At 60.8% G+C, this 21,083-nt stretch carries 22 protein-coding genes; 7 read left to right on the forward strand and 15 right to left on the reverse strand.

What is annotated here, in order from left to right; translation table 11 throughout:
* Positions 1-15 precede the first annotated feature (15 nt).
* A complete protein-coding gene (locus WA845_RS12050; protein ID WP_004445135.1) occupies positions 16-1,836 on the reverse strand; it encodes an ABC transporter ATP-binding protein in 1,821 nt (606 codons plus the stop codon).
* 480 nt (positions 1,837-2,316) lie between these two features.
* On the opposite strand from WA845_RS12050, the gene WA845_RS12055 reads away from it, so the two are divergent.
* Positions 2,317-2,619 (forward strand): putative quinol monooxygenase, encoded by a 303-nt coding sequence (locus WA845_RS12055; RefSeq protein ID WP_112557284.1) that lies wholly within the window; start codon positions 2,317-2,319, stop codon positions 2,617-2,619.
* A 63-nt stretch (positions 2,620-2,682) separates the two neighbouring features.
* On the opposite strand, the gene WA845_RS12060 is transcribed toward WA845_RS12055, so the two are convergent.
* A complete protein-coding gene (locus tag WA845_RS12060; RefSeq protein ID WP_112557314.1) occupies positions 2,683-4,584 on the reverse strand; it encodes a TIM barrel protein in 1,902 nt (633 codons plus the stop codon).
* A gap of 121 nt (positions 4,585-4,705) precedes the next feature.
* Between WA845_RS12060 and WA845_RS12065 the strand changes: the two genes are divergently transcribed.
* Positions 4,706-5,401 carry a TetR family transcriptional regulator gene (locus WA845_RS12065; protein ID WP_112557312.1) on the forward strand — a complete coding sequence of 232 codons (696 nt, stop codon included), beginning with the start codon at positions 4,706-4,708 and terminating at the stop codon, positions 5,399-5,401.
* On the opposite strand, the gene aroQ is transcribed toward WA845_RS12065, so the two are convergent.
* The 11 genes from aroQ to pcaD all read right to left on the reverse strand — a co-directional run bounded on the left by aroQ (position 5,373) and on the right by pcaD (position 13,966).
* Complete coding sequence (gene aroQ, locus WA845_RS12070) at positions 5,373-5,816, reverse strand: type II 3-dehydroquinate dehydratase (protein WP_112557282.1); 444 nt, start codon at positions 5,814-5,816, stop codon at positions 5,373-5,375. The genes WA845_RS12065 and aroQ overlap by 29 nt on opposite strands.
* Positions 5,813-6,682 carry a shikimate dehydrogenase gene (locus WA845_RS12075; protein ID WP_044459384.1) on the reverse strand — a complete coding sequence of 290 codons (870 nt, stop codon included), beginning with the start codon at positions 6,680-6,682 and terminating at the stop codon, positions 5,813-5,815. The genes aroQ and WA845_RS12075 overlap by 4 nt, the downstream gene beginning before the upstream one ends.
* 203 nt (positions 6,683-6,885) lie before the next feature.
* Positions 6,886-7,647 carry an amino acid ABC transporter ATP-binding protein gene (locus WA845_RS12080; RefSeq protein ID WP_004445125.1) on the reverse strand — a complete coding sequence of 254 codons (762 nt, stop codon included), beginning with the start codon at positions 7,645-7,647 and terminating at the stop codon, positions 6,886-6,888.
* Positions 7,648-7,660: 13 nt separating this feature from the next.
* Positions 7,661-8,500 carry a transporter substrate-binding domain-containing protein gene (locus WA845_RS12085; protein WP_112557280.1) on the reverse strand — a complete coding sequence of 280 codons (840 nt, stop codon included), beginning with the start codon at positions 8,498-8,500 and terminating at the stop codon, positions 7,661-7,663.
* Between the two features lie 42 nt (positions 8,501-8,542).
* Entirely contained in the window at positions 8,543-9,193 is a 651-nt protein-coding gene (locus tag WA845_RS12090; protein WP_004445121.1) for an amino acid ABC transporter permease, read from the reverse strand.
* 12 nt (positions 9,194-9,205) lie between these two features.
* Positions 9,206-9,874, reverse strand: a complete 669-nt coding sequence (locus WA845_RS12095) for an ABC transporter permease subunit (RefSeq protein ID WP_112557278.1) — start codon at positions 9,872-9,874, stop codon at positions 9,206-9,208.
* Between the two features lie 339 nt (positions 9,875-10,213).
* The gene (locus WA845_RS12100) at positions 10,214-11,302 is read right to left on the reverse strand and encodes a 3-carboxy-cis,cis-muconate cycloisomerase (RefSeq protein ID WP_112557276.1); all 1,089 of its coding nucleotides are present in this window, start codon (positions 11,300-11,302) and stop codon (positions 10,214-10,216) included.
* Positions 11,303-11,370: 68 nt separating this feature from the next.
* The gene (pcaG, locus tag WA845_RS12105; protein WP_004445117.1) at positions 11,371-11,991 is read right to left on the reverse strand and encodes a protocatechuate 3,4-dioxygenase subunit alpha; all 621 of its coding nucleotides are present in this window, start codon (positions 11,989-11,991) and stop codon (positions 11,371-11,373) included.
* 2 nt (positions 11,992-11,993) lie between these two features.
* A complete protein-coding gene (gene pcaH, locus WA845_RS12110; protein ID WP_004445116.1) occupies positions 11,994-12,734 on the reverse strand; it encodes a protocatechuate 3,4-dioxygenase subunit beta in 741 nt (246 codons plus the stop codon).
* Positions 12,731-13,165, reverse strand: a complete 435-nt coding sequence (gene pcaC / locus WA845_RS12115; RefSeq protein ID WP_004445114.1) for a 4-carboxymuconolactone decarboxylase — start codon at positions 13,163-13,165, stop codon at positions 12,731-12,733. The genes pcaH and pcaC overlap by 4 nt, the downstream gene beginning before the upstream one ends.
* Before the next feature lie 3 nt (positions 13,166-13,168).
* Entirely contained in the window at positions 13,169-13,966 is a 798-nt protein-coding gene (pcaD, locus tag WA845_RS12120) for a 3-oxoadipate enol-lactonase (RefSeq protein WP_004445113.1), read from the reverse strand.
* A gap of 93 nt (positions 13,967-14,059) precedes the next feature.
* Between pcaD and pcaQ the strand changes: the two genes are divergently transcribed.
* Positions 14,060-15,001: a pca operon transcription factor PcaQ gene (gene pcaQ / locus WA845_RS12125; protein ID WP_004445112.1), complete on the forward strand. Its 942-nt coding sequence runs from the start codon at positions 14,060-14,062 to the stop codon at positions 14,999-15,001.
* A 199-nt stretch (positions 15,002-15,200) separates the two neighbouring features.
* On the opposite strand, the gene pobA is transcribed toward pcaQ, so the two are convergent.
* Positions 15,201-16,373: a 4-hydroxybenzoate 3-monooxygenase gene (gene pobA / locus WA845_RS12130; RefSeq protein ID WP_112557274.1), complete on the reverse strand. Its 1,173-nt coding sequence runs from the start codon at positions 16,371-16,373 to the stop codon at positions 15,201-15,203.
* Between the two features lie 117 nt (positions 16,374-16,490).
* Here pobA and WA845_RS12135 point away from each other — a divergent pair, with 117 nt between their 5' ends.
* A complete protein-coding gene (locus WA845_RS12135) occupies positions 16,491-17,414 on the forward strand; it encodes a helix-turn-helix domain-containing protein (RefSeq protein WP_022562713.1) in 924 nt (307 codons plus the stop codon).
* Here WA845_RS12135 and WA845_RS12140 read toward each other — a convergent pair.
* A complete protein-coding gene (locus WA845_RS12140) occupies positions 17,384-18,145 on the reverse strand; it encodes an IclR family transcriptional regulator (RefSeq protein ID WP_072493007.1) in 762 nt (253 codons plus the stop codon). The genes WA845_RS12135 and WA845_RS12140 overlap by 31 nt on opposite strands.
* Positions 18,146-18,283: 138 nt before the next feature.
* Here WA845_RS12140 and WA845_RS12145 point away from each other — a divergent pair, with 138 nt between their 5' ends.
* Genes WA845_RS12145 through pcaF form a run of 3 tightly spaced genes read left to right on the forward strand, consistent with a single transcriptional unit; the run spans position 18,284 to position 20,899 of the window.
* Positions 18,284-18,991: a 3-oxoacid CoA-transferase subunit A gene (locus WA845_RS12145; protein ID WP_037092253.1), complete on the forward strand. Its 708-nt coding sequence runs from the start codon at positions 18,284-18,286 to the stop codon at positions 18,989-18,991.
* Positions 18,988-19,683: a 3-oxoacid CoA-transferase subunit B gene (locus tag WA845_RS12150; RefSeq protein ID WP_112557271.1), complete on the forward strand. Its 696-nt coding sequence runs from the start codon at positions 18,988-18,990 to the stop codon at positions 19,681-19,683. The genes WA845_RS12145 and WA845_RS12150 overlap by 4 nt, the downstream gene beginning before the upstream one ends.
* A 10-nt stretch (positions 19,684-19,693) precedes the next feature.
* Positions 19,694-20,899, forward strand: a complete 1,206-nt coding sequence (gene pcaF / locus WA845_RS12155) for a 3-oxoadipyl-CoA thiolase (protein ID WP_035207222.1) — start codon at positions 19,694-19,696, stop codon at positions 20,897-20,899.
* Positions 20,900-21,083: the final 184 nt, after the last annotated feature.

The raw sequence follows: 21,083 nt of genomic DNA on the forward strand, positions 1-21,083 counted from the left end.
GGTTCTGGTTGTTATTCAGGCGCTCTTCGCGATGAAGTGGCCCGGATTGATTTCCTCATGGGCGAGAATGGCCGGCTCATCGCCGACACGGCGCACGGGATTGGGAATTTCGCCCTCGATCATGGCAATGCGGCGCTCGATGGTCGGATCGGCGACCGGCACGGCCGACAGCAGGCGGCGGGTGTAATCATGCGTCGGCGTTTCGAAGACCTGCCGGCGGCTGCCCATTTCCATGATCTGGCCGAGATAAAGCACGGCGACGCGATGGCTCATCTTTTCCACGACAGCCATGTCATGGCTGATGAAGAGATAGGCGAGCCCGCGCTCGGCCTGCAAATCCATGAACAGATTGATGATCTGCGCCTGAATGGAAACATCGAGCGCCGACAGCGCCTCGTCCGCAATGATGAGCTTCGGATCGGAAGCAAGCGCGCGGGCAATGCAGACGCGCTGGCGCTGGCCACCGGAGAACTCGTGCGGATACCGCGCGGCGTGCTCGGAGGAGAGGCCCACACGCTCCAGCAATTCATCCACCCGCCGCTTTACGGCCTTCTGATCATTGATCAAACCATGGGTGTTGATCGGCTCGGCAATCGAAAAACCGACCGTCTTGCGTGGATCGAGCGAGGCGAAGGGGTCCTGGAAGATATATTGCACTTCCTGACGCATGCGGAAGCGTTCCGCCGCCGACATCTGTGCAAAGCTGCGGCCGTTGAAGGTTATTTCGCCCGAGATGGCCGACTGCAACTGCTGGATGGTGCGGCCGATGGTGGATTTGCCAGAGCCGGATTCTCCCACCAGCGCCAGCGTTTCGCCGGCATGAATATCGAAACTGACCTTCTGCACGGCGCTGCACCGGTGCGTTGCCTTGCCGAACAGGTTCTTGCGGATATCGAAGCGCACGAACAGGTCCTTGACCGACAGAAGCGGTTTCTGGTCGTATTTCGCGGTATTTTGCACGCGCTCTTCACCGATCACGACCGGCTGGCCATCCTGCAGCACGGTGAGCGGCAGGCGCTTCGGAAAGGCTTCACCTTCCATGCTGCCAAGGCGCGGAACGGCGGAAAGCAGGGCGCGCGTGTAAGGGTGCTGCGGGTTGGCGAAGATATCCTTGACCGGACCTTCCTCGACCTTTTTGCCCTTCCACATGACGACGACGTCATCGGCCATTTCCGCCACCACGCCCATGTCATGGGTGATGAAGACCATGCCCATGCCGAGCTTCTTTTGCAGGTCGCGCATGATGTTGAGGATCTGCGCCTGAATGGTCACGTCGAGCGCCGTCGTCGGTTCGTCGGCAATGAGAAGCTTCGGGCGACAGGCGAGCGCCATGGCAATCATCACACGCTGGCGCATGCCGCCGGAAAGCTGGTGCGGGTATCGCTTCAGAAGCTCGGCTGCATCGGGCAGGCGCACCATTTCGAGAAGCTTCTGTGCTTCTGCCATCGCTGCCTGCTTGCCCATCTTTTCATGCAGCACAAGCACTTCGCAGATCTGGTCGCCGATGGTGAAGACGGGGTTGAGCGAGGTCATCGGCTCCTGGAAGATCATGGCGATCTCCTTGCCGCGGATCGAGCGCATCTCTTTCTGAGAGGCCTTCAGCAAGTCCCTGCCTTCAAACAGGATTTTGCCTGTCGGATAGGTCGCGCCCATCATGTCCGCAAGGCGCATGGTGGAGAGCGACGTGACCGATTTTCCCGATCCGGATTCGCCGACGATCGCCACTGTGCGGCCGGGCTCGACGCGAAAGGAAATATCGTCCACGACGCGGCTGTTGCCAAACTCGACGCTCAGGCCTTCGACGGACAGCAGGGCGTTTGCGTTTGCGGCAGTCATGTCAGTGTCTCCGGCGTGGCCTGCGCCGGTGAAGCGGCGCGGTGGTCTGGAAAAGGAAAAGGGCGATGGGCAGGCGAGCTTGGCGCAACGCCAGGCGGGAATGTCGAAAATGTCGGGTGAGATCGCATCTTCAGGATGCTTTTTCACGGGGAGCCGCGCGACAATCGATGCCCCGCATTAATAGCCGCAGTGCCGCCGCAGCCGTACCGGTCAAATCCATGGCAGCCACCCGACGCGAAACGCCGGATGCCAATTCGACAATGCGCATGAAACCTTATTCTCCCCCGCCCTTGTTTTATGGAAAAAGCTAACAAAACAGAACAATCATGTCCATAGTGTTGAACAATTTTTGTGTACTGCTCTACAAATACGCATATGCACCGATTTTGAGCGCGTGTTCCTGCACAATGCTTCGCAAAGAGGCGTGTATTCCGCCTGTAGCGCCACTAAAAACGCTGAGAAGAACGAAGAGGAATGGGAATGCCGTGCATGAACAATAGGACGGGCGCAGTCAGGCTGAGGGGTTTTCTACGATGCTTGTCCAAGCATGATGTCGATCTGGTCCGGCGCCACCTTCCTGAACATCTTCGCCTGACGAGAGAGGAACCCGGCTGCATTTCCTTCGAGGTATCCGAGACAGACGATCCCCTGATCTGGCGGGTTGAGGAGCTTTTTGCCGATCGTGCCGCCTTTGATTTTCATCAGCAGCGGACGCGGGCGTCGGAGTGGTTTATGGCGACCTCCGCCATTCCACGCGATTACGAGATAACGACATTGGAATAAATGAGAACAGGCCGTAGCGGCATTCCTGCCGGCTGCAGCCTGTTCGGATTTCGCTGCTGAGACCTATTCCTTCGGCATGCCAACCGGCGGCGCAAGGCGTCGTTGCGCGGCAATGCGGAAGGGGGCGTTCATGGCACCATAACCGCCGTAAGCCCCGCGCCTTTCGATGATTTCGAAGAAGAAACCTTCGCCGAAGGTGCGGCTGTAGATCTGGAAATATTCGCCATTGTCGTCGCGGTCATAAAGGATGCTCGCCGCTCGCAGCGCATCGGAAAATTCCGGCTCCAGACCGAAACGCGCTTCCAGATCGTCGTAATAATTGCGCGAGATCGGCAGGGCGTGGAAGCCACGTGCCTGCATCGCCCTGGCCGTCGCGAAAATATCGTCGGTGGCAAAGGCGATGTGCTGGATGCTGGTGCCGAAACCTTCAGCCAGGAATTTGCCGGCGAAGGTCTTGCGATTGTCGGCGCCGTTCATGGTCAGGCGGAAATGCGGTGAGGGTACGCTTTCAATCGCCTGGCTGCGCACCAGCCCGCCCGGATCGACCACATCGATCATCGGTGTGCGGCGGGTAGAAAACAGCGAGGTGTAGAACAGAAGCCACGTCAGCATTTCATCGTAATGCGTTGTTTGCGCAAGATGATCGATCCTCTTAAGCCCGGCATCGCCAGCTGGTTTATTGTCGCCGAATGTCGCAAACTCATTGTCCCAGATGGAAGCAAGCGCCGGCGAATCGTCGAGGAAATAAATGACACCGTTGCCCACGCCCTGAATGGCCGGGACGGCGACTTCGCCCGTCTTGCGCGGCTCGGCGAAGGTGGGCGCACCCAGCGCTTCAGCACGCGCCAGCGCCGCCTTGGCGTCATCGACCTTCAGGCCGAATGCATAGGCATTGGTGCCGTGGATGGAATAGGACGCCCCGGCGAAACTGTCGCCGCCATCACTGGTATTGATGACGATGCGGATATCGCCCTGGGTGTAGAGGTCGACATCGCGATTGCGGTGATGTGCGGTTTTCTCGAAACCGAGCGTGGCGAGCAGCGCCTCCAGATTGATCTTTTCTTCCGGCGCCGTGGTGAATTCCACGAATTCCACGCCCCGCGTCTCAACCCGGTCCGGCATGGCGGGCACGTCGATTCGGATATCCGGCTCAAGACGGCGCACCTGATCCATCAGGTTGACGAGCGAGCGGTGGCCGTCCTCGGCGAGCAGCCGGGCCGAGCCGCCGCGGAACTGGTCATTGAAGATTTCCAGCGACAGCGGGCCGCTATAACCGGTTGCAGCCACGGCGCGCATGAAATCCACGACAGGCAGATCGCCTTCTCCCGGCATGTTGCGGAAATGGCGGCTCCAGTAGAGCAGGTCCATGTCGATCAGCGGCGCATCGGCCAGCTGGACGATGAAAATCTTGTCGCCGGGAATGGAACGGATGGAATTGGGATCGATCTTGCGCGACAGCGTGTGGAAACTGTCGAGAATGATGCCGACATTGGCGTGGTCGGCACGGCGCACCACTTCCCAGGCATCGCGGTGATCGCTGATGTGACGGCCCCAGGCAAGCGCCTCGTAACCCACGCGCACGCCATGTTTTGCGGCAAGTTCGCCCAGCTGATGGAAGTCGGCGGCGGCGCGGTCTATGCCGCCGAGCGAGACCGGCGAGACATTCGAGCAGATCAGCATCAGATCTGTGCCGAGTTCGCCCATGATGTCGAATTTCCGCTGCGCTCTCTCGAAGGCGCGGGCGCGGTGCGGCTCCGGCATGCCCTCGAAGTCGCGGAACGGCTGAAACAGGGTGATATCAAGTCCGTGGTCGGCAGCCAGTGCCTTTACCTCGCGCGGGGAGGCGTCATAGGTCAGGAAATCGTTTTCGAAAATCTCCACGCCGGAAAAACCGGCCTTGGCGATCGCCGCAAGCTTTTCGGGGAATTCGCCACTGATCGATACGGTTGCAATGGATGTGCGCATTGGCATGCCGTGTCCTGCTGTGTCATAGCTCGCCATATTGCCTTCCTTTTCAGCCTTATGTACTGATTGGTTAATAAGCAGGGCGTGACCGCAGGCCGCCGCCCCACCGATGGAATGGATGATGACCAAAACTGCGACTTTGAACGCGACCCGAGAAAGCCGGCAGGCGAAGCGTGATCCGGAAGGGGTTCGCCGCGACATTCTTTCGGTGGCCATGGAAGAGTTTTCGCAAAACGGCCTCTCCGGCGCCCGCATCGATGAAATAGCGGCGCGCACGCGCACGTCCAAGCGCATGATCTATTATTATTTCACCGACAAGGAGAGCCTTTACCAGCGCGTTCTGGAGGAGGCTTATGCCAAGGTGCGCGGCGGCGAGAGCGATCTGGAGCTCGATGATCTGGAACCGGCTGCGGCGCTCGACAAGCTCTGTCGGTTCACCTTCGATCACCACCGGCGCAATCCCGCTTTCATTCGAATGGTGATGATCGAGAACATCCATCACGGCCGGCACATGCAGTCCTCCGAAACGATCCGCCAGCTCAACCGTCCGGCCATCGATGCGCTGGAAAGCGTGCTGCTGCGAGGCCAGCAGAGCGGCGTCTTCCGCGAGGGCATCGATGCGCTGGAATTGCACTGGCAGATCAGCGCGCTGTCCTTTTTCAACGTCTCGAATGTCACGACGTTCTCGTTCATCTTCGGCGACAGCCTGTTCACCGATGCGGGACAGGAAACATTGTCGCGGCATGTCAGCGACATGGTGCTGCGTTATGTGCTGACGCCCGCCCATATCACGACGAGCGCGGAAGACGGCCGATGAGGTGGCGCAGCGCCACGTCATAACCTTCGATGCCGAGGCCGGCGATCACGCCTTCGGCGCGGGTCGAGACATAGGAGTGGTGCCGGAAGACCTCGCGCTTGTGGATGTTGGAAATGTGAACCTCGATCACCGGCCCCTCAAAGGCATTGAGCGCATCGAGGATGGCCACCGACGTATGGGTAAAGGCGCCGGGATTGATGACGATGCCTGCGGATTTGCCGCGGGCTTCGTGAACCCAGTCGATCAGCTCATATTCCCGGTTGCTCTGGGCAAAAAACAGTTTGTGGCCGGCGGTTTCTGCGATCCCGCGGCAACGGGACTCGATGTCAGCGAGCGTTTCATAGCCGTAGATTTCCGGCTGGCGCTGGCCGAGCAGGTTGAGGTTCGGGCCGTTGAGGATGGTGAAAAGACTCATGCCACCCCCTCCGCCATGCACAGCTCGGTGAAATGTGCGGTCATGCGCGCAGCGTCCGGCTCGCGGCCGCAGAAGAGGCGGAATGCGCCAACGGCCTGAAATACCGTCATGCCGCCGCCGGGCAGGGTGCGACAGCCCTTTTTCGCCGCCGTCGCCAGCAACTCGGTCACGAGCGGCATGTAGACGATGTCGGCCACCCAGTGTCGTTGCTCGATCAGGTCGGCCGAAACCGGCATGCCGGGATGCGCGGGCATGCCCATTGGCGTGGCGTGGATCAGGCCATCGGCAAAGGGCAGGGAAGCGGCCGGGTCGCCAACGGCAAAGGCGCGCCCTTCTCCGAACCGGTCGTTGAGTTCGCTCGCCAGGCGCTCGGCCCGGGGCAAATCGCGATCGAAAATATCGAGTCTCATAATATCGAGCTTCAGGGCGGCATGGGCGACAGCCACGCCGGCGCCGCCTGCGCCGACCAGCAGCGCCCGATCACGCTTTGCATCCGGCAGGCCGCGCACGAAGCTTTCGTAAAAGCCGTACCAGTCCGTGTTATGGCCAATGCGGCGGCCGTCGCGGAAGACGACGGTATTGACCGCTCCAAGCATGCGGGCGTCATCAGAAAGTTCGTGCAGATGCGCGATGACGGCCTGTTTGAACGGATGGGTGATATTGGTGCCGGCAAAACCGCGCGCCTCCAGCTCATCGAGCAGATCGGGAAGGGCGCTTAAGGGCAATTTGCGGGCGGAGACATCCACCAGCTCATAAGAATAGTCGAGACCATGGGCTGCTCCCTCGCGCATATGCAGCGCGGGTGACTTGGATAGCTGGATATCGGCGCCTATCAGGCCGACCTTGAATGCGGTTTTGTCTGTCATGATCTCGGGTCGTTCATCTGTTCGGCGGCGGGCATCGCCTGCCTTCGGGTTGCTGGCGAGGTGTTGAAACCTCGCCGTCGTCATCCTCGGGCCTGATCCCGGGGATCTGTCATCCGCTGGCTCCATGGATCCCCGGGCCTGTCCCGGGGATGACGCTGTCTCTGCGCGGGAGGTCGCCAAGAGTTCCCCGCGGAGCGCGAACCTCAATGATGGGCGAGAATTTCGCCAAGGAACGTGCGGGTACGCTGGTGCTTGGGATCGCGGAAGAATTCCTCCGGGGGGCCTTCCTCGATGATCTCGCCTTCCGACATGAAGACCACGCGGTCGGCCACCTGCCGGGCGAAACCCATTTCATGCGTCACGCAGATCATCGTCATGCCGTCGCGGGCAAGACCGATCATGGTGTCGAGCACTTCCTTCACCATTTCCGGATCGAGGGCCGAGGTCGGTTCGTCGAACAGCATCGCCTTCGGTTCCATACACAGCGCCCGCGCAATCGCCGCGCGCTGCTGCTGGCCGCCGGAAAGCTGGGCGGGGTACTTGTCGGCCTGGTTGAGAATGCGCACGCGCTCCAGATATTTGCGTGCCGTCGCCTCCGCATCGGCCTTCGACAGGCCTTTCACCCGCATGGGCGCCAGCGTGCAGTTTTCCATGATGGTCTTGTGCGGGAAGAGATTGAAGCTCTGGAACACCATGCCCACTTCGCGCCGAACCGCATCGATGGCGCGGCTGGAATCCGAAAGCATGGTTCCCTCCACCGTAATCTTGCCCTCCTGGATTTCCTCCAGATGGTTGATGCAGCGAATGAGGGTGGATTTGCCCGAACCGGACGGGCCGCAAAGAACGATCTTCTCGCCCTTGCGAACCGTCATGTTGACATTTTTAAGCGCGTGGTAGGCTCCATACCACTTTCCGACCCCTTCAAGGGCGATAAGCGGAACCTGTGCGGCGGCGGATTGCGGCATGGAAACCTCCAGATTACTTCACGGTGAAGGGGATGTCGGGAAGGCTGTCCGGGAAGGCCGGCACTTCGCGCTTCATCCATTTGTCGTAAATCTTGGCGAGCTGACCGTCCGACTTGATCTTGTCGAGGAAGGCGTTGACGGTTTCGTTCCAGTCCTTCTCGCCCGGGCGGGTGCCGGCGCCGTTATACATGGTCGTCAGTTCGAACTTTGATTCGTACTTGCCCTCCGCGGCCTTGTTCAGCCGGTCGCCGTAGAACATGTTGCCGCCCACGGCTTCGACCTGGCCCGATATCAGCGCCTGAATATTGGCGGCGTCGTCATCGAAGCGCAGGATATTGGCTTTGGAGCCGGCACCGGCAGTAATCGCCGTGTCCATGGCGCTCGACTTCGGCACGCCGACATTGATGCCGGTCAGATCATCGTAACCGGCGATCTTCTTGTCCTTGGGGGCATAGACGGAAAACACGTTGCCGACATAGGGCTTCGAATACTGGATGCTCTTGGCGCGCTCGGCGGTCATGGCCATGGTGGCGAAGAGCACGTCGACCTTGCCGGTCAGCAGAGCCGGGATGCGGTTTGCGACGGCGAGCGGCACGAACTCGGCCTTCACGCCGAGATAGTCCGCGAAGGCCTTGCCGATATCGGCATCGAGACCATCCTGCACGCCGCTGGAATTCACGAAGCCCCAGGGCGAATTATCACCCTGAATGCCGATGACGACCTTGCCCTTGGCCTTTGCCTCTTCAACGGTCCCGGCGAAAGCATCGCCCGGTGCCACGAAAGGCAGCGCAACCGTTGCCGCGGCGAGCGCGAGCAGGGCGCGACGCGAGAATTTCATGCTGGTGGTTTTCATCTTTTGCTCCTCCTTACAAAGCTGATGAGATGGTTTTGACGTTTAACGGGACGCGGCCTGCAGCCGCTTTTCGACGCCGGCGCCCCACAGGGAGAGCGGCCAGCAGATCAGGAAATAGATGATGCCGACGAGGGCGAAGACGGTGAGCGGGCGGAACGTCTGGTTGGAGACGATCTGTCCGGCGCGGGAGAGCTCGACGAAACCCACGATCGCCGCAAGCGAGGTGCCCTTGATGAGCTGCACGAGGAAACCGATGGTGGCCGGCAGTGAAATCTTGAGCGCCTGCGGCAGGATCACATCCTTCATGCGTGAGACGTAATGCAGGCCGAGCGCATTGGCCGCTTCCGTCTGCCCCTTCGGCACAGCCTGGATGCCGCCGCGCCAGATTTCACCCAGAAAGGCGCTGGCATGCAGCGTGAAGGCGATGGCAACGGCGATCCAGGCATCGACATTGAGGCCGGCGAGCGCCACGCCGTAATAAACGACGAAAAGCTGCATCAGGAGCGGCGTGCCCTGGAAGATGGCGATGTAGGCCGTGCTTGCCCGCTGGATTGCCGGGCTGTCCGCAACGCGGGCGAGCGCCACGCAAAGGCCGAAAATGCCGCCGCCGATAAAGCCGATGATGGTCAGCGCAAGGGTCCATTTCAGACCCTGCAGCAGGAAGAAGAGTTCGTTGGGACCGATGGATGCCATTGTCTTTTCTCCTCACTTGACCGGATAGCTGAAGGAAAGGCGGGAGATGAGCGAGAAGACGGCCATCATCAGCGAGGAAATGACGAGATAAAGCAGCGTGATCGAGAAATAGACCTCGAAGGATCGGAACGTATCCGCCTCGATCTTCTGCGCGACCGAAGTCAGCTCGTAAGCGGCGATCGAAGTGCAGACCGACGTCGTCAGCGTCAGCATGATGAACTGGCTGGTGAGTGACGGATAGACCGCGCGCAACGCCGGCTTCAGGATAATATGGCGGAAGATCTGCGCCCGGTGCAGGCCGAGCGCGAGGCCCGCTTCCACCTGGCCCTTGGGGATGGAATCGACCCCGCCTCGAATGATTTCAATGGCGTAGGCGCCACCGTTCAGGGCCAGCGCAATGATGGCGGTGACGGTGGGATTGAGCCTGATGCCGATCTGCGGCAGGGCGAAGAAGATGAAGAATATCTGCACCAGAAACGGCGTATTGCGGATGGCTTCCACAAAGCCGATGACGATGCCGCGCAGCAGCCTGAAACGCGAGCGTCGGGCGACAACCCCGAGAACCCCGATGACCGTGGCAAGCGACATGCCGGCAATGGCAAGGCCGATCGTCGCCAGACAGGCTAAAAGCAGCTCGGGCAGCCGGTCTATGACCGCTGAGAAATCGAGACTGTAAGACATTCTTCCTCCCAACCCCTTCGGGTCCGGACAGGTTTTGCGCCTTGTCCGCATCGCTCTGGAACCGTGCGGCGCCAAAGCCCTCCATTTGTCGATTTTTGCCGCTGCGGGCTTCGAACCCTCGTCGGCGGCGTCTCGTTAATCTTAATGTTTGTACCAGTTAGTTCATTTTTGTGTCAAGCGTCATATCCGGTTAAAAAGCGGCGTCGCCGCTGTTTTTTTTTTTCTAAATTCCCGATAAAGTCTTTTTTATCAATGGCTAATGCAAAGGAGCGCAAGCGCTTTCCGCACGTCACCATGTCGCCACCGGCCGCCCGTCTGGCAGTTCCTGGAAACCCTGGTCTATGGAAGATGGCGATCGCCCTGAGGCTCGTTTTCGCCTGCGCCCAACCTGTCTATCTGCCCCGCCAACCGCTCGGCGATCAGCAGCGAGGCTCCCGTTGCCGTCACCATTTGTGGGAGCGACAGCCATTCCAGCATCCAGCCCGCGCCGGACCTTTCTTGTTCGTGCACAAGCGACTGGTGCAACGCCGATATGTGCACGGCATTGAAGCGCGCGAGCGTCACCAGCGTTTCGGCATTGACCGGGTTTTGTTTGTGCGGCATGGCCGAGGAACCGCCGCCTCCGGAGAGGCGGATTTCCGTGCCGAGTTCGGCCATGAGCGCGATGTCCTGCCCGAACTTGCCGAGCGTGCCCGTGATCAGCGAAAGCAGACCGGAAAATTCGGCGATGCCGTCACGCTGGCTTTGCCATTGTGGCCGATCCGCAAGGCCGAGGCGCCTTGCCAGATCGATGCGCACGGCTGCGGCATTATCACCGAGCTTTTCGAGCGTGCCGGCCGCGCCGCCGAATTGCAGGGCGAAACCGGTCTGCGCGAAGCTCTGGAGCCGCAGCAAATGGCGCTCCAGCGGTGAAATCCAGCTTGCCGCCCGGTCGGCGACGGTGATGCCGATCGCGGCCTGCATGCGGGTGTAGCCCGTCAACGGATTGTGGCCGTCGCGGGAGGCGAGATCTCCCAGCGTATCGACGAGACGCCCGAGCCGCATGGCGATGATTTCCGCCGCCATTTTCAGCCGCAGCATCAGGCTGGTATCGATGACATCCTGGCTGGTCGCGCCGAAATGCACCTTGTCCGCTGCCTTGCCGGCGACGGCCGCCCGCATCTGCCGGATGAGTTCGGGAACCACAACGCCATCCTTTGCGACGCCGTGGCGAAGGGCGGTGATGTCGGCGGCAAAGTCCGACAGGCCTGAGACAATCGCTTGTGACACCTCATCCGCAAGGATGCCAGCCTCCGCCTCCGCCTCCGCCAGCGCCGCTTCGAAACGGATCATGGCGTCGATATCCGCCCTTGCCGAAAACAGCTCGACGATTTCGCTGTCGCCGAAAAGGCCTGAGAGGAAAGGGTGCTCGAAGGGGGAAAGGCTCATCGTCCGTCTCGCTTTCTTTTGCGCATATCGTTGTCGCGAAACCGCTGCACACTTTTGCGCGATATGCGTCAGATATCGAAAAACACGGTTTCGCCTTCGCCCTGCAGACGGATATCGAAACGATAAACGTTGCCTTCTTCCTTTTTGGCGACAAGCGTGGCGATGCGGCTCTTCTGCTCGATGCGGGCGAGAACGGGATCGGCGGCATTGGCCTCCTGTTCTTCCGGGAAATACATACGGGTCTGCAGGCCGATATTGATGCCGCGCGCGACGATCCAGAAGGTGATGTGCGGCGCCATCGGCCGACCGTCGCGGAACGGCACCGAGCCGGGCTTGATGGTTTCGAAGACGAATTCGCCCGTATCCATGTCACCGGGCGAGCGGCCCCAGCCGATGAAATTCGGATCGGCCTTGCCGCGCGTTTCGCTCGGGCTGTTGTAATAGCCGTCGGTATCGGCCTGCCATATCTCGATCAGCGCATCCTTGAGCGGCATGCCGGCGCCGTCATAGACCGTGCCGCGCACGCTGATGCGCTCGCCGCGGGCCTTGTCGTTATAAAGCGGGCCGGAACCGAGATCCTTCTCGAACACGCCTTCGATGCCGACGAAATTTGGTGTGCAGCCGATATGCACATAGGGCCCTGCCGTCTGTGAGGCGGTTTCCTTGAAATAGTTGAGCGGCTGAACCATGATCAGTTGCCCTCCATGCGGTTTTCGAAAAGGGTGGAGCGGCGGCCGCGCAGCACGATATCGAACTTATAGGCCAGCATGTCCATCGGCAGCGTCGCATTCATGTCCAGCGGCGCGATCAGTCGCCGTATCGCATCCTCGTCCGGAATGGTTTTGACGATCGGACATTTCCAGATCAGCGGATCGCCCTCGAAATACATCTGGGTGATGAGGCGCTGCGCGAAACCGTGACCGAAGATGGAGAAATGGATATGGGCCGGCCGCCAGTCATTGACGCCGTTCGGCCAGGGATAGGCGCCCGGCTGGATGGTCTTGAACCAGTAATAGCCGTTCTCGTCGGTGATCGTGCGGCCGACGCCGCCGAAATTCGGATCGATGGCGGCGAGGTAGCTTTCCTTCTTGTGGCGGTAGCGACCGCCGGCATTGGCCTGCCAGAATTCCACCAGCGCGCCGCCGACGCCGCGACCGCGCTCGTCCAGCACCCGGCCATGAACGAGAATACGCGGTCCAACAGGCATTTCACCGGGACGGGCATAGTTGAGGATGAGATCGTTATCCAGCGGATTCAGCATGCCATGGCCAAAAACGGGACCGGTGATCTCGCTCTTGGTTCCTTCAAGCGAAATCAGGGCGCGTTGCGGCGAGCGCAGGATCGAGGTCTTGTAGCCGGGCGCATAGGCCAGCGGGTGAATATCGCGGTTGCGCGCGAAGAAAGGCCCGGTTTCTGGTGGCTGGTTGCTCATTTCGTCTCCTCCCCATCGCCAGTTTTATCAAGGGAACTATCGGCTTTCATGCTGGCCAGGGCAAGCTTGGCAATCTTGAAAGCATGATTGGCGGCAGGCACGCCGGCATAGATCGCCACGTGCATCAGCGCCTCGCGAATATCCGCCTCGGTTGCGCCGGTATTGACGGTGGCGCGCACATGCATGGCAAGTTCTTCGTCCTGGCCCAGCGCCGCAAGAAGGGCGATGGTGACCATCGAGCGCTCGCGTTTCGTCCATTGATTGCCGGACCAGACGGTGCCCCAGGCGCCTTCGGTAATGAGCTGTTGAAAAGGCTGGTCGAAGCCCGTCGTCACGGTCTGGGCGCGGTCCACATGGGCATCTCCCAGCACGGAGCGACGGGTCTTCATGCCCTGTTCGAAACGTTCGTTCTTGTTGTTCTGGTCCGCCATCGGTCAATGCTCCGGCAAGGTCTTGAGAAAAATGCACGCGGCCTGCGCGTAGGCGAGTGGCTGTTCAAGGCAGGGAATGTGGCCGCAGCCGGCGATTGTTACAAAGCGGCTTGCGGGAATGAGGTCCGCCAGCGATTTTACGAGTTCCGGCGGTGTCGAGCCGTCCTGATCGCCCACGACACAAAGGGTCGGCACGGCAATGCGCCCGGCGGCCGCGGTAAAATCCGCGTCGCGGATGGCGGCGCAAGTGCCGCTGTAACCGGCTTCCGGCTGTTGCGACAGCATGTTGCGTGCGCCGGCATAGGCGGCATTGTCAGGCGTGCGGAAGGCGGGCGTGAACCAGCGCTCCATGACGGGATCGACCAGCGAGCCGAGGCCATCGGCAGAGATTTTGTCGATGCGGGCGTTCCACATGTCGGCCGTGCCGATCTTGTGAGCGGTATTGCTGAGCACGAGTGCGCGGACGAGATCGGGCCGGCGGGCATAAAGCCCCTGGGCAATCAGGCCGCCGACGGACAGTCCCCAGATGACGGCACTTTTCACGCCGAGATGATCGAGCAGCGCGATCAGGTCACCGGCATGGTCGTCGATCGAATAGGGTGGGCGACCGATATCGGAAAGCCCGTGGCCACGCTTGTCGTGCAGCACGTAGGCATAGTCATCGCCAAGCACCTCGATCACCGCATCCCAGATGCGGAAATCCGTACCGAGCGAATTGATGAAGGCGATGACCGGCTTGCCGCTGTCCAATCCCTTGACGCGATAATGGATCACGGTCTCGCCGCAGCGCAGAAAATGCATGATGGCTCCTCCTGCCGGGGATATTGCAAGCGGGTTCCGGTTAAGTAAAATGACATTATCGATGAAAATCATAACCACTGGATTATACGAGCGATGGTCGACCAGCGTATCAAGTTCCGCCACCTGCAGACCTTCGTGGAGGTTGCGCGGCAGAAAAGCGTTATCCGCGCCGCCGAAATCCTGCATGTCAGCCAGCCGGCGGTGACAAAAACGATCCGCGAACTCGAAGAGATTCTGGGTGTCTCGCTATTCGACCGCGAGGGTCGCGGCATTCGCATCAGCCGCTACGGCGAGGTTTTCCTGCGCCACGCCGGCGCGACGATGACGGCGTTGCGACAGGCGGTCGATTCGGTTTCGCAGGAGGCGGCGCGCGCCGGTCCCCCGGTGCGGGTGGGTGCTCTGCCCACGGTTTCGGTCCGCATCATGCCGAAGGCGATGGCCGGTTTTCTGGCGGAAAAGACCGGCAGCCCGGTGAAGATCGTGACGGGCGAAAACGCTGTTCTGCTGGAGCAGCTGCGGGTCGGCGATCTCGATCTCGTCGTCGGCCGTCTCGCGGCGCCGCAGAAGATGGCCGGGTTTTCCTTCGAGCATCTCTATTCGGAAAGGGTGCGCTTCGTGGTGCGGGCTGGCCACCCGCTTCTGACGCCCGGTGTTTCAGTGTTCGATCACCTGCATGAATATCCGGTGCTGATGCCCACACGACAGTCCGTCATCGGTCCTGTCGTGGAACAGTTTTTGATCGCCAACGGCGTTCCGGCCCTGCCGATCCGCATCGAAACCGTATCCGACGCCTTCGGTCGCGCCTTTCTGCGCACCAGCGACGCGATCTGGATCATCTCGGAGGGTGTGGTGGCGGCGGATGTGGCCGATGGCATCCTCGAAATTCTGCCGGTCGAGACCGGCGATACCAGCGGCCCGGTGGGACTGACGGTGCGGGCCGATACACAGCCCTCGCTGCCGCTTTCGCTGTTGATGCAGGCCATACGTGAGGCGGCGGGCGAGTTGCTGGATGGGAGGGCGGAGGCTGGTTCTTGAGATGAGGGTGAGGGTCGGAAAAGTCTGAGAACCTCTCCTGCGTCATTCCGGCCTTGAGCCGGAATCCAGCCACGGCGCGTCTGCGCCGTGAAAAGAGTCCTTTTTGCGATCAATGACTTGATCGAGCTGGACCCCGGATCAGGTCCGGGGTGACGGGTGTGGAAACGGTAGGGATAAAAGCCGCGTGTCTGGGGCAGCCCTAATACGGAAGCCCTACGTAATTTTCCGCAAGCGCGGTGGAAGCGGCGCGCGATTGGACGAGATAATCCAGTTCCGCCTCCTGAATGCGCTGGCCGAAATCCCCCGTATCGGGAAAACGATGCATCATCGTCGTCATCCACCAGGAGAAGCGCACCGCCTTCCACACGCGGGAAAGCGCCTTCTGCGAATAGGCGTCGATGCCGGCCTCAGATCTGTCGCGATAAAACTCGATCAGCGCCTCGCTCAGATAATGTACGTCGCTGGCGGCAAGGTTCAGGCCCTTGGCACCCGTTGGCGGCACGATATGGGCGGCATCCCCCGCTAAAAACAGCCGTCCGAACCGCATTGGTTCACTGACAAAGGAACGGAGCGGCGCGATCGATTTTTCAAAGGAGGGGCCGGTCACCATTGCATCCGCATGGTTTTCCGGCAGGCGACGGCGGATTTCATCCCAGAAACGTTCATCGCTCCAGTCTTCAGGCCGGTCCTCGAGCGAACATTGAATGTAATAACGGCTGCGCGTGTGCGAGCGCATGGAGCAGAGCGCAAAACCGCGCGGATGATTGGCGTAGATGAGTTCGTGGTTGACCGGCGGCACTTCGGCCAGAATGCCGAGCCAGCCGAAGGGGTAGACCTTCTCGAATTCCCTGATCGCGCCTTGCGGCACGGATTTTCGGCTCACCCCGTGGAAACCATCGCAGCCGGCAATGAAATCGCAATCGATCCTGTGGGTTACGCCATCTTTCTGATAGGTTACATAAGGGTTTTCGCCATCGAAATCATGTGGCTCGACATCAGATGCATCGTAGATGGTCGAAAGGCTGGCCGCTTCGCGCACATCCATCAGGTCATGGGTCACTTCCGTTTGGCCATAGACGGTCACACGCTTGCCGCCGGTCAGATCGAAGAGATCGATACGATGGTCGCGACCGTCGAAGGTCAGCGAAAAACCGTCATGCGGCAGACCCTCGCGGCGCAGGCGTTTATCCGCGCCGGCCTTTTCCATGAGCTGTACCGTGCCTTCTTCCAGCACGCCGGCGCGGACGCGGCCGAGAATGTATTCCTTGCTGACGCGGTCGAGAATGACGGTCTCGACACCGGCTTTCGCCAGAAGCTGGCCAAGCAACAGCCCCGATGGACCGGAGCCGATGATGACGACCTGTGTACGCATTGTTTCCTCCCGAACTTGTCTCCGGTCAAGAAATTGACCAAGCGTTGCCGGAAGCTCAATGGACTTTCCGGTCCGTAAATTGCACAATCCGACCATCGGGCGCAGGAGGGAGCGGAGATGCGGGTGACTGCCAATGAAGGGCTCTATGGTGAGGAAGCCGCGCAGGGCAGCGATTTTCGCTTCCATTGCGAGACGCTTTTTTCGCGGAGCAGCCTGCATCGCTTTGAAATCGGCCTGCATCGCCATTCTGCTTTTTTGCAAATCTTGTACATTTTTGGCGGCGAGGGCGATGCCTTGCTGGATGGCCGCATCGAGCCGATCCGCCCACCGGTCGCCATCATCGTGCCACCCGGTTTCGAACACGGCTTCCGTTTTTCCCGCGATATCGGCGGCGTGATCGTCACCATGCTGCAGGGCGCGCTGCCGGCATCGGTGCAGGCGCTTCTGCTGCGGAATTTCTCCCAACCGGTGCTTCTGCCCTTGCAGGATTTTGCCGATGGAGAAGGAGTGCGCAGCGGGTTCGAACGGATTTCCGCGGAATATGAGGCCCGTGAGATCGGTCGCGACGCGATGATAGAAGGCCAGCTTGCGACCGTCGTCGCGCTTCTTTCACGGGCGGCGCGGCCGCTTCTGGAAACAAGCGGTGAGGGCCTGGCGGAGCAGCGTTTCGAACGGTTGCTGTCGCTGATCGCCCGCCATATCCGCGAGCCGCAGAAAGCCGGTTTTTATGCGAGGAAGCTCGGCCTTTCGGAAACGCACCTCAACCGGCTTGTCCGTTCCGTTTCCGGGCTCAGCCTGCAGCGGCTGATTGCCAAGCGCCAGATCGAGATCGCCCAGCAGGAACTGGTCTTCACCGTCTCCAGCGTACAGATGATCGCGGAGGGTCTTGGATTTGCCGATCCCGCTTATTTCAACCGCTTCTTCAGGCGGGAAACCGGCATGACGCCGCGCGCCTGGCGGCTCGCCGAGCAGCGCAAGATGGGCGATACCGGCGCGCGGCAGATGCCGCTTCAGACCAGCATTCTCGCCAGTTCCCGCTGAACGGACAGAAGTGCGGGCAAATATCGCTCCACCAGATCATCCATCGAAGCGACCGAGGCGGCGAGCCCGACATTCAGCGCAGCGACCGTCTGGCCGCGCACGCTTTTCAGCGGCACGGCGATGGAGCGAAGGCCGATTTCGACTTCCTGATCGATCAACGCATAACCGCGATGGCCGGTCACCTCGATTTCGGTGAGCAAGGCCTGAATATCGGTAATGGTTTTTTCCGTGCGGGCGACCAGCCGGGAGGCTTCGAGAATGTCGCGCTGGCGTTCGGGCGGCTGAGCGGAAAGAAGAACACGGCCCATCGAGGTGCAATAGGCGGGCAGGCGCGACCCCGGCATCAGCGCAATGGACATGACCCGCTGCTGGGCGGCGCGGGCCACATAAACGATTTCGGTTTCGTCCAGGATAGAGACGGAGGTGCTCTGGCCGATCTCCTCCGAAAGGCGATCGATGAGCGGCTGGACGATTTTGGGAAGCGGCATGGTGGCGAGGCAGCCGGTGCCGAGCCGCAGCACCTTCGGCGTGACGGTAAAGAATTTGCCGTCATAGGCGGCATAACCAAGCTCCGATAGCGTGAGCAGGCAGCGGCGTGTGGTGGCGCGGTCCAGTCCGGCGATCTCGGCGGCATCGGAGATGGAAAGCCGCGGCCGCTCGGCGCTGAAGGCTTCGATCACGCGCAATCCCTTGGCGAGACCGCCCATCATGTCTCTTTCGCTGACGGCCATGGCTAGGCTCCATTTGTGCGATATACGAACAAAAATCATATAACGCACAAAATCCTTGCCGTCGAGGCAATTTCAGCTTTACCTCATGGCCAAGCAGCCCTGCCGGTCCATCCGCTCGGCTGGATGGAGGTTTTGAGAATGGACAAGACAATCAAGAGCGCGGAAGAGGCGCTTGCGGGCATCGGCGATGGTGCGACGATCATGATCGGCGGTTTTGGCGGCTCCGGCGCGCCGATCGAGCTGATCCACGCACTGATCGACAAGGGACCGAAGGACCTTACCGTCATCAACAACAATGCCGGCAACGGCCGCATCGGCATCGCCGCGATGATCGATGCGGGCATGGTCAAGAAGATGATCTGCTCCTTCCCGCGCTCTTCGGATCCGCGCGCCTTCACTGACCGCTATCTGGCCGGCGAAATCGAACTGGAGCTGGTGCCGCAGGGCACGCTTGCCGAGCGCATTCGCGCTGGCGGTTCCGGTATTCCGGCCTTCTACACCCCGACCGGTTTCGGCACGGAACTGGCAGAAGGCAAGGTGATCGCGGAATTCGACGGCCGCTCCTATGTGCAGGAGCGCTGGCTGAAGGCCGATTTTGCCATCGTCAAGGCCGAGCTTGGCGACACCTATGGCAACCTCACCTACAACAAGGCCGGGCGCAATTTTAACCCGCTGATGTGCATGGCCGCAAAAACCACCATTGCGCAGGTCTCGAAGATCGTCGCCGCCGGCGAGATCGATCCGGAGCATGTCGTGACGCCGGGTATTTTCGTGAACGGCGTCGTGGAAATTCCCGATCCGCAACAGGAAGAAGTCCTCATTCGCGCGGGAGTAGCCTACGCATGACCCAGACCATCGACACTCGCGAAGACATCAAGCTATCCAACGCCCAGATCGCCTGGCGTGCGGCGCAGGACATCGAGGACGGCGCCTACGTCAATCTCGGCATCGGCTTTCCCGAAATGGTGGCGCGCTATCAGCCGCCCGGCCGTCAGGCGATCTTCCACACCGAAAACGGTATCCTGAATTTCGGCGAAGCGCCGCCGGAAGGCGAGGAGGACTGGAACCTCATCAATGCCGGCAAGAAGGCCGTGACGCTGAAACCCGGTGCCGCCTTCTTCCACCATGCCGACAGCTTCGCCATGGTGCGTGGCGGACATCTGGATGTGGCGATTCTCGGGGCCTATCAGGTGGCCCAGAATGGCGATCTCGCCAATTGGCGCGTCGGCTCCAAGGGTGTGCCGGCCGTCGGTGGGGCCATGGATCTTGTTCATGGCGCCAAGCAGGTCTTCGTCATCACCGAACATGTGACCAAGAATTGCGAGCCAAAGCTGGTTGAGAAATGCGCCTTCCCGCTAACGGGCGTCGGCTGCATCACCCGCATCTATACCAGCCATGCGGTGATCGACGTGGTGGACGGCCGCTTCGTGCTGCGTGAAAAATTGCCGGCAATGACGTTTGAAGAGCTACAGGCCATGACTGGCGCGCCGCTTCATGTGGATGGCACGGTTGCCGATCTCGTTGCACCGGAACTGTGAGGAAACACCGATGACCGAAGCCTATATCTGCGATTACATCCGCACACCCATTGGCCGTTTCGGCGGTGCGCTTTCTTCCGTAAGGGCGGATGACCTCGGCGCGGTGCCGCTGAAGGCGCTGATGGAACGCAATCCTTCCATCGACTGGGAAGCCGTCGAGGATGTGATCTTCGGCTGCGCCAATCAGGCGGGTGAGGATAACCGCAACGTGGCGCGCATGTCGTTGCTGCTCGCCGGCCTGCCGGTGTCGGTAACCGGAACGACCATCAATCGTTTGTGCGGTTCCGGCATGGATGCCGTCATTGCTGCCGCCCGTGCCGTCAAATCGGGCGAGGCGGAGTTGATGATTGCCGGCGGTGTCGAAAGCATGAGCCGCGCGCCCTTCGTTCTGCCCAAGGCGGAGAGCGCTTTTTCGCGCAATGCCGAAATCTACGACACCACCATCGGCTGGCGTTTCGTCAACCCGCTGATGAAGGCGCAATATGGCGTCGATTCCATGCCGGAAACCGGTGACAATGTCGCGGTCGATTATCAGGTCTCGCGCGAGGATCAGGATGCCTTCGCCGTACGCAGTCAGCAGAAGGCGGCGGATGCGCAGGCCAATGGCCGTCTCGACAGGGAGATCGTTTCGGTAACGATCCCCCAGCGCAAGGGCGATCCACTTGTCGTCTCGAAGGATGAACATCCGCGGGCCACAAGCCTCGAAGCGCTGGCTAAGCTGAAGCCGGTGAACAAGCGCGAGGGCGCTACGGTAACGGCGGGCAATGCGTCTGGCGTCAATGATGGCGCGGCCGCGCTTATCATCGCGTCAGCCGAGGCTGCGAAGAAATATGGCCTCACTCCCATCGCCCGTATCCTCGGTGGCGCCGCTGCCGGCGTGCCGCCGCGCGTGATGGGCATCGGCCCGGCTCCGGCCTCCGCCAAGCTTCTGGCGCGGCTCGGGCTGAAGCAGGAACAGCTCGATGTGATCGAGCTGAACGAGGCTTTCGCGAGCCAGGGCCTCGCGACGCTGCGCCAGCTCGGCATTGCCGATGACGATGCGCGGGTAAATGCGAATGGCGGTGCCATCGCGCTCGGCCATCCGCTCGGCATGTCCGGTGCGCGTATCGCCGGAACGGCGGCGCTCGAACTTTCCTTGACGGGCAAGCAGCTGGCGCTCGCCACCATGTGTATCGGCGTCGGGCAGGGTATCGCCGTCGCGCTGGAGCGGATCTGACGGGATAACGGCTTCAGCATCGTGATGACGGTGCTAATGCCGCCGTAAACCGGTCGAATGCCCGCTGCCGCATCTTCCTTGGTGTGACAGTGGCCATTCAGGTTACTCGGCAGGTGATTTTTCGCTCTGACACATCCCTGCCCCCTCATTCCTGTGCCTGTCACATGAATCCAGCCGACGCGCG

Origin of the sequence: Agrobacterium sp. CMT1, assembly GCF_037203725.1 — a bacterium.
GTDB lineage: Bacteria > Pseudomonadota > Alphaproteobacteria > Rhizobiales > Rhizobiaceae > Agrobacterium > Agrobacterium pusense.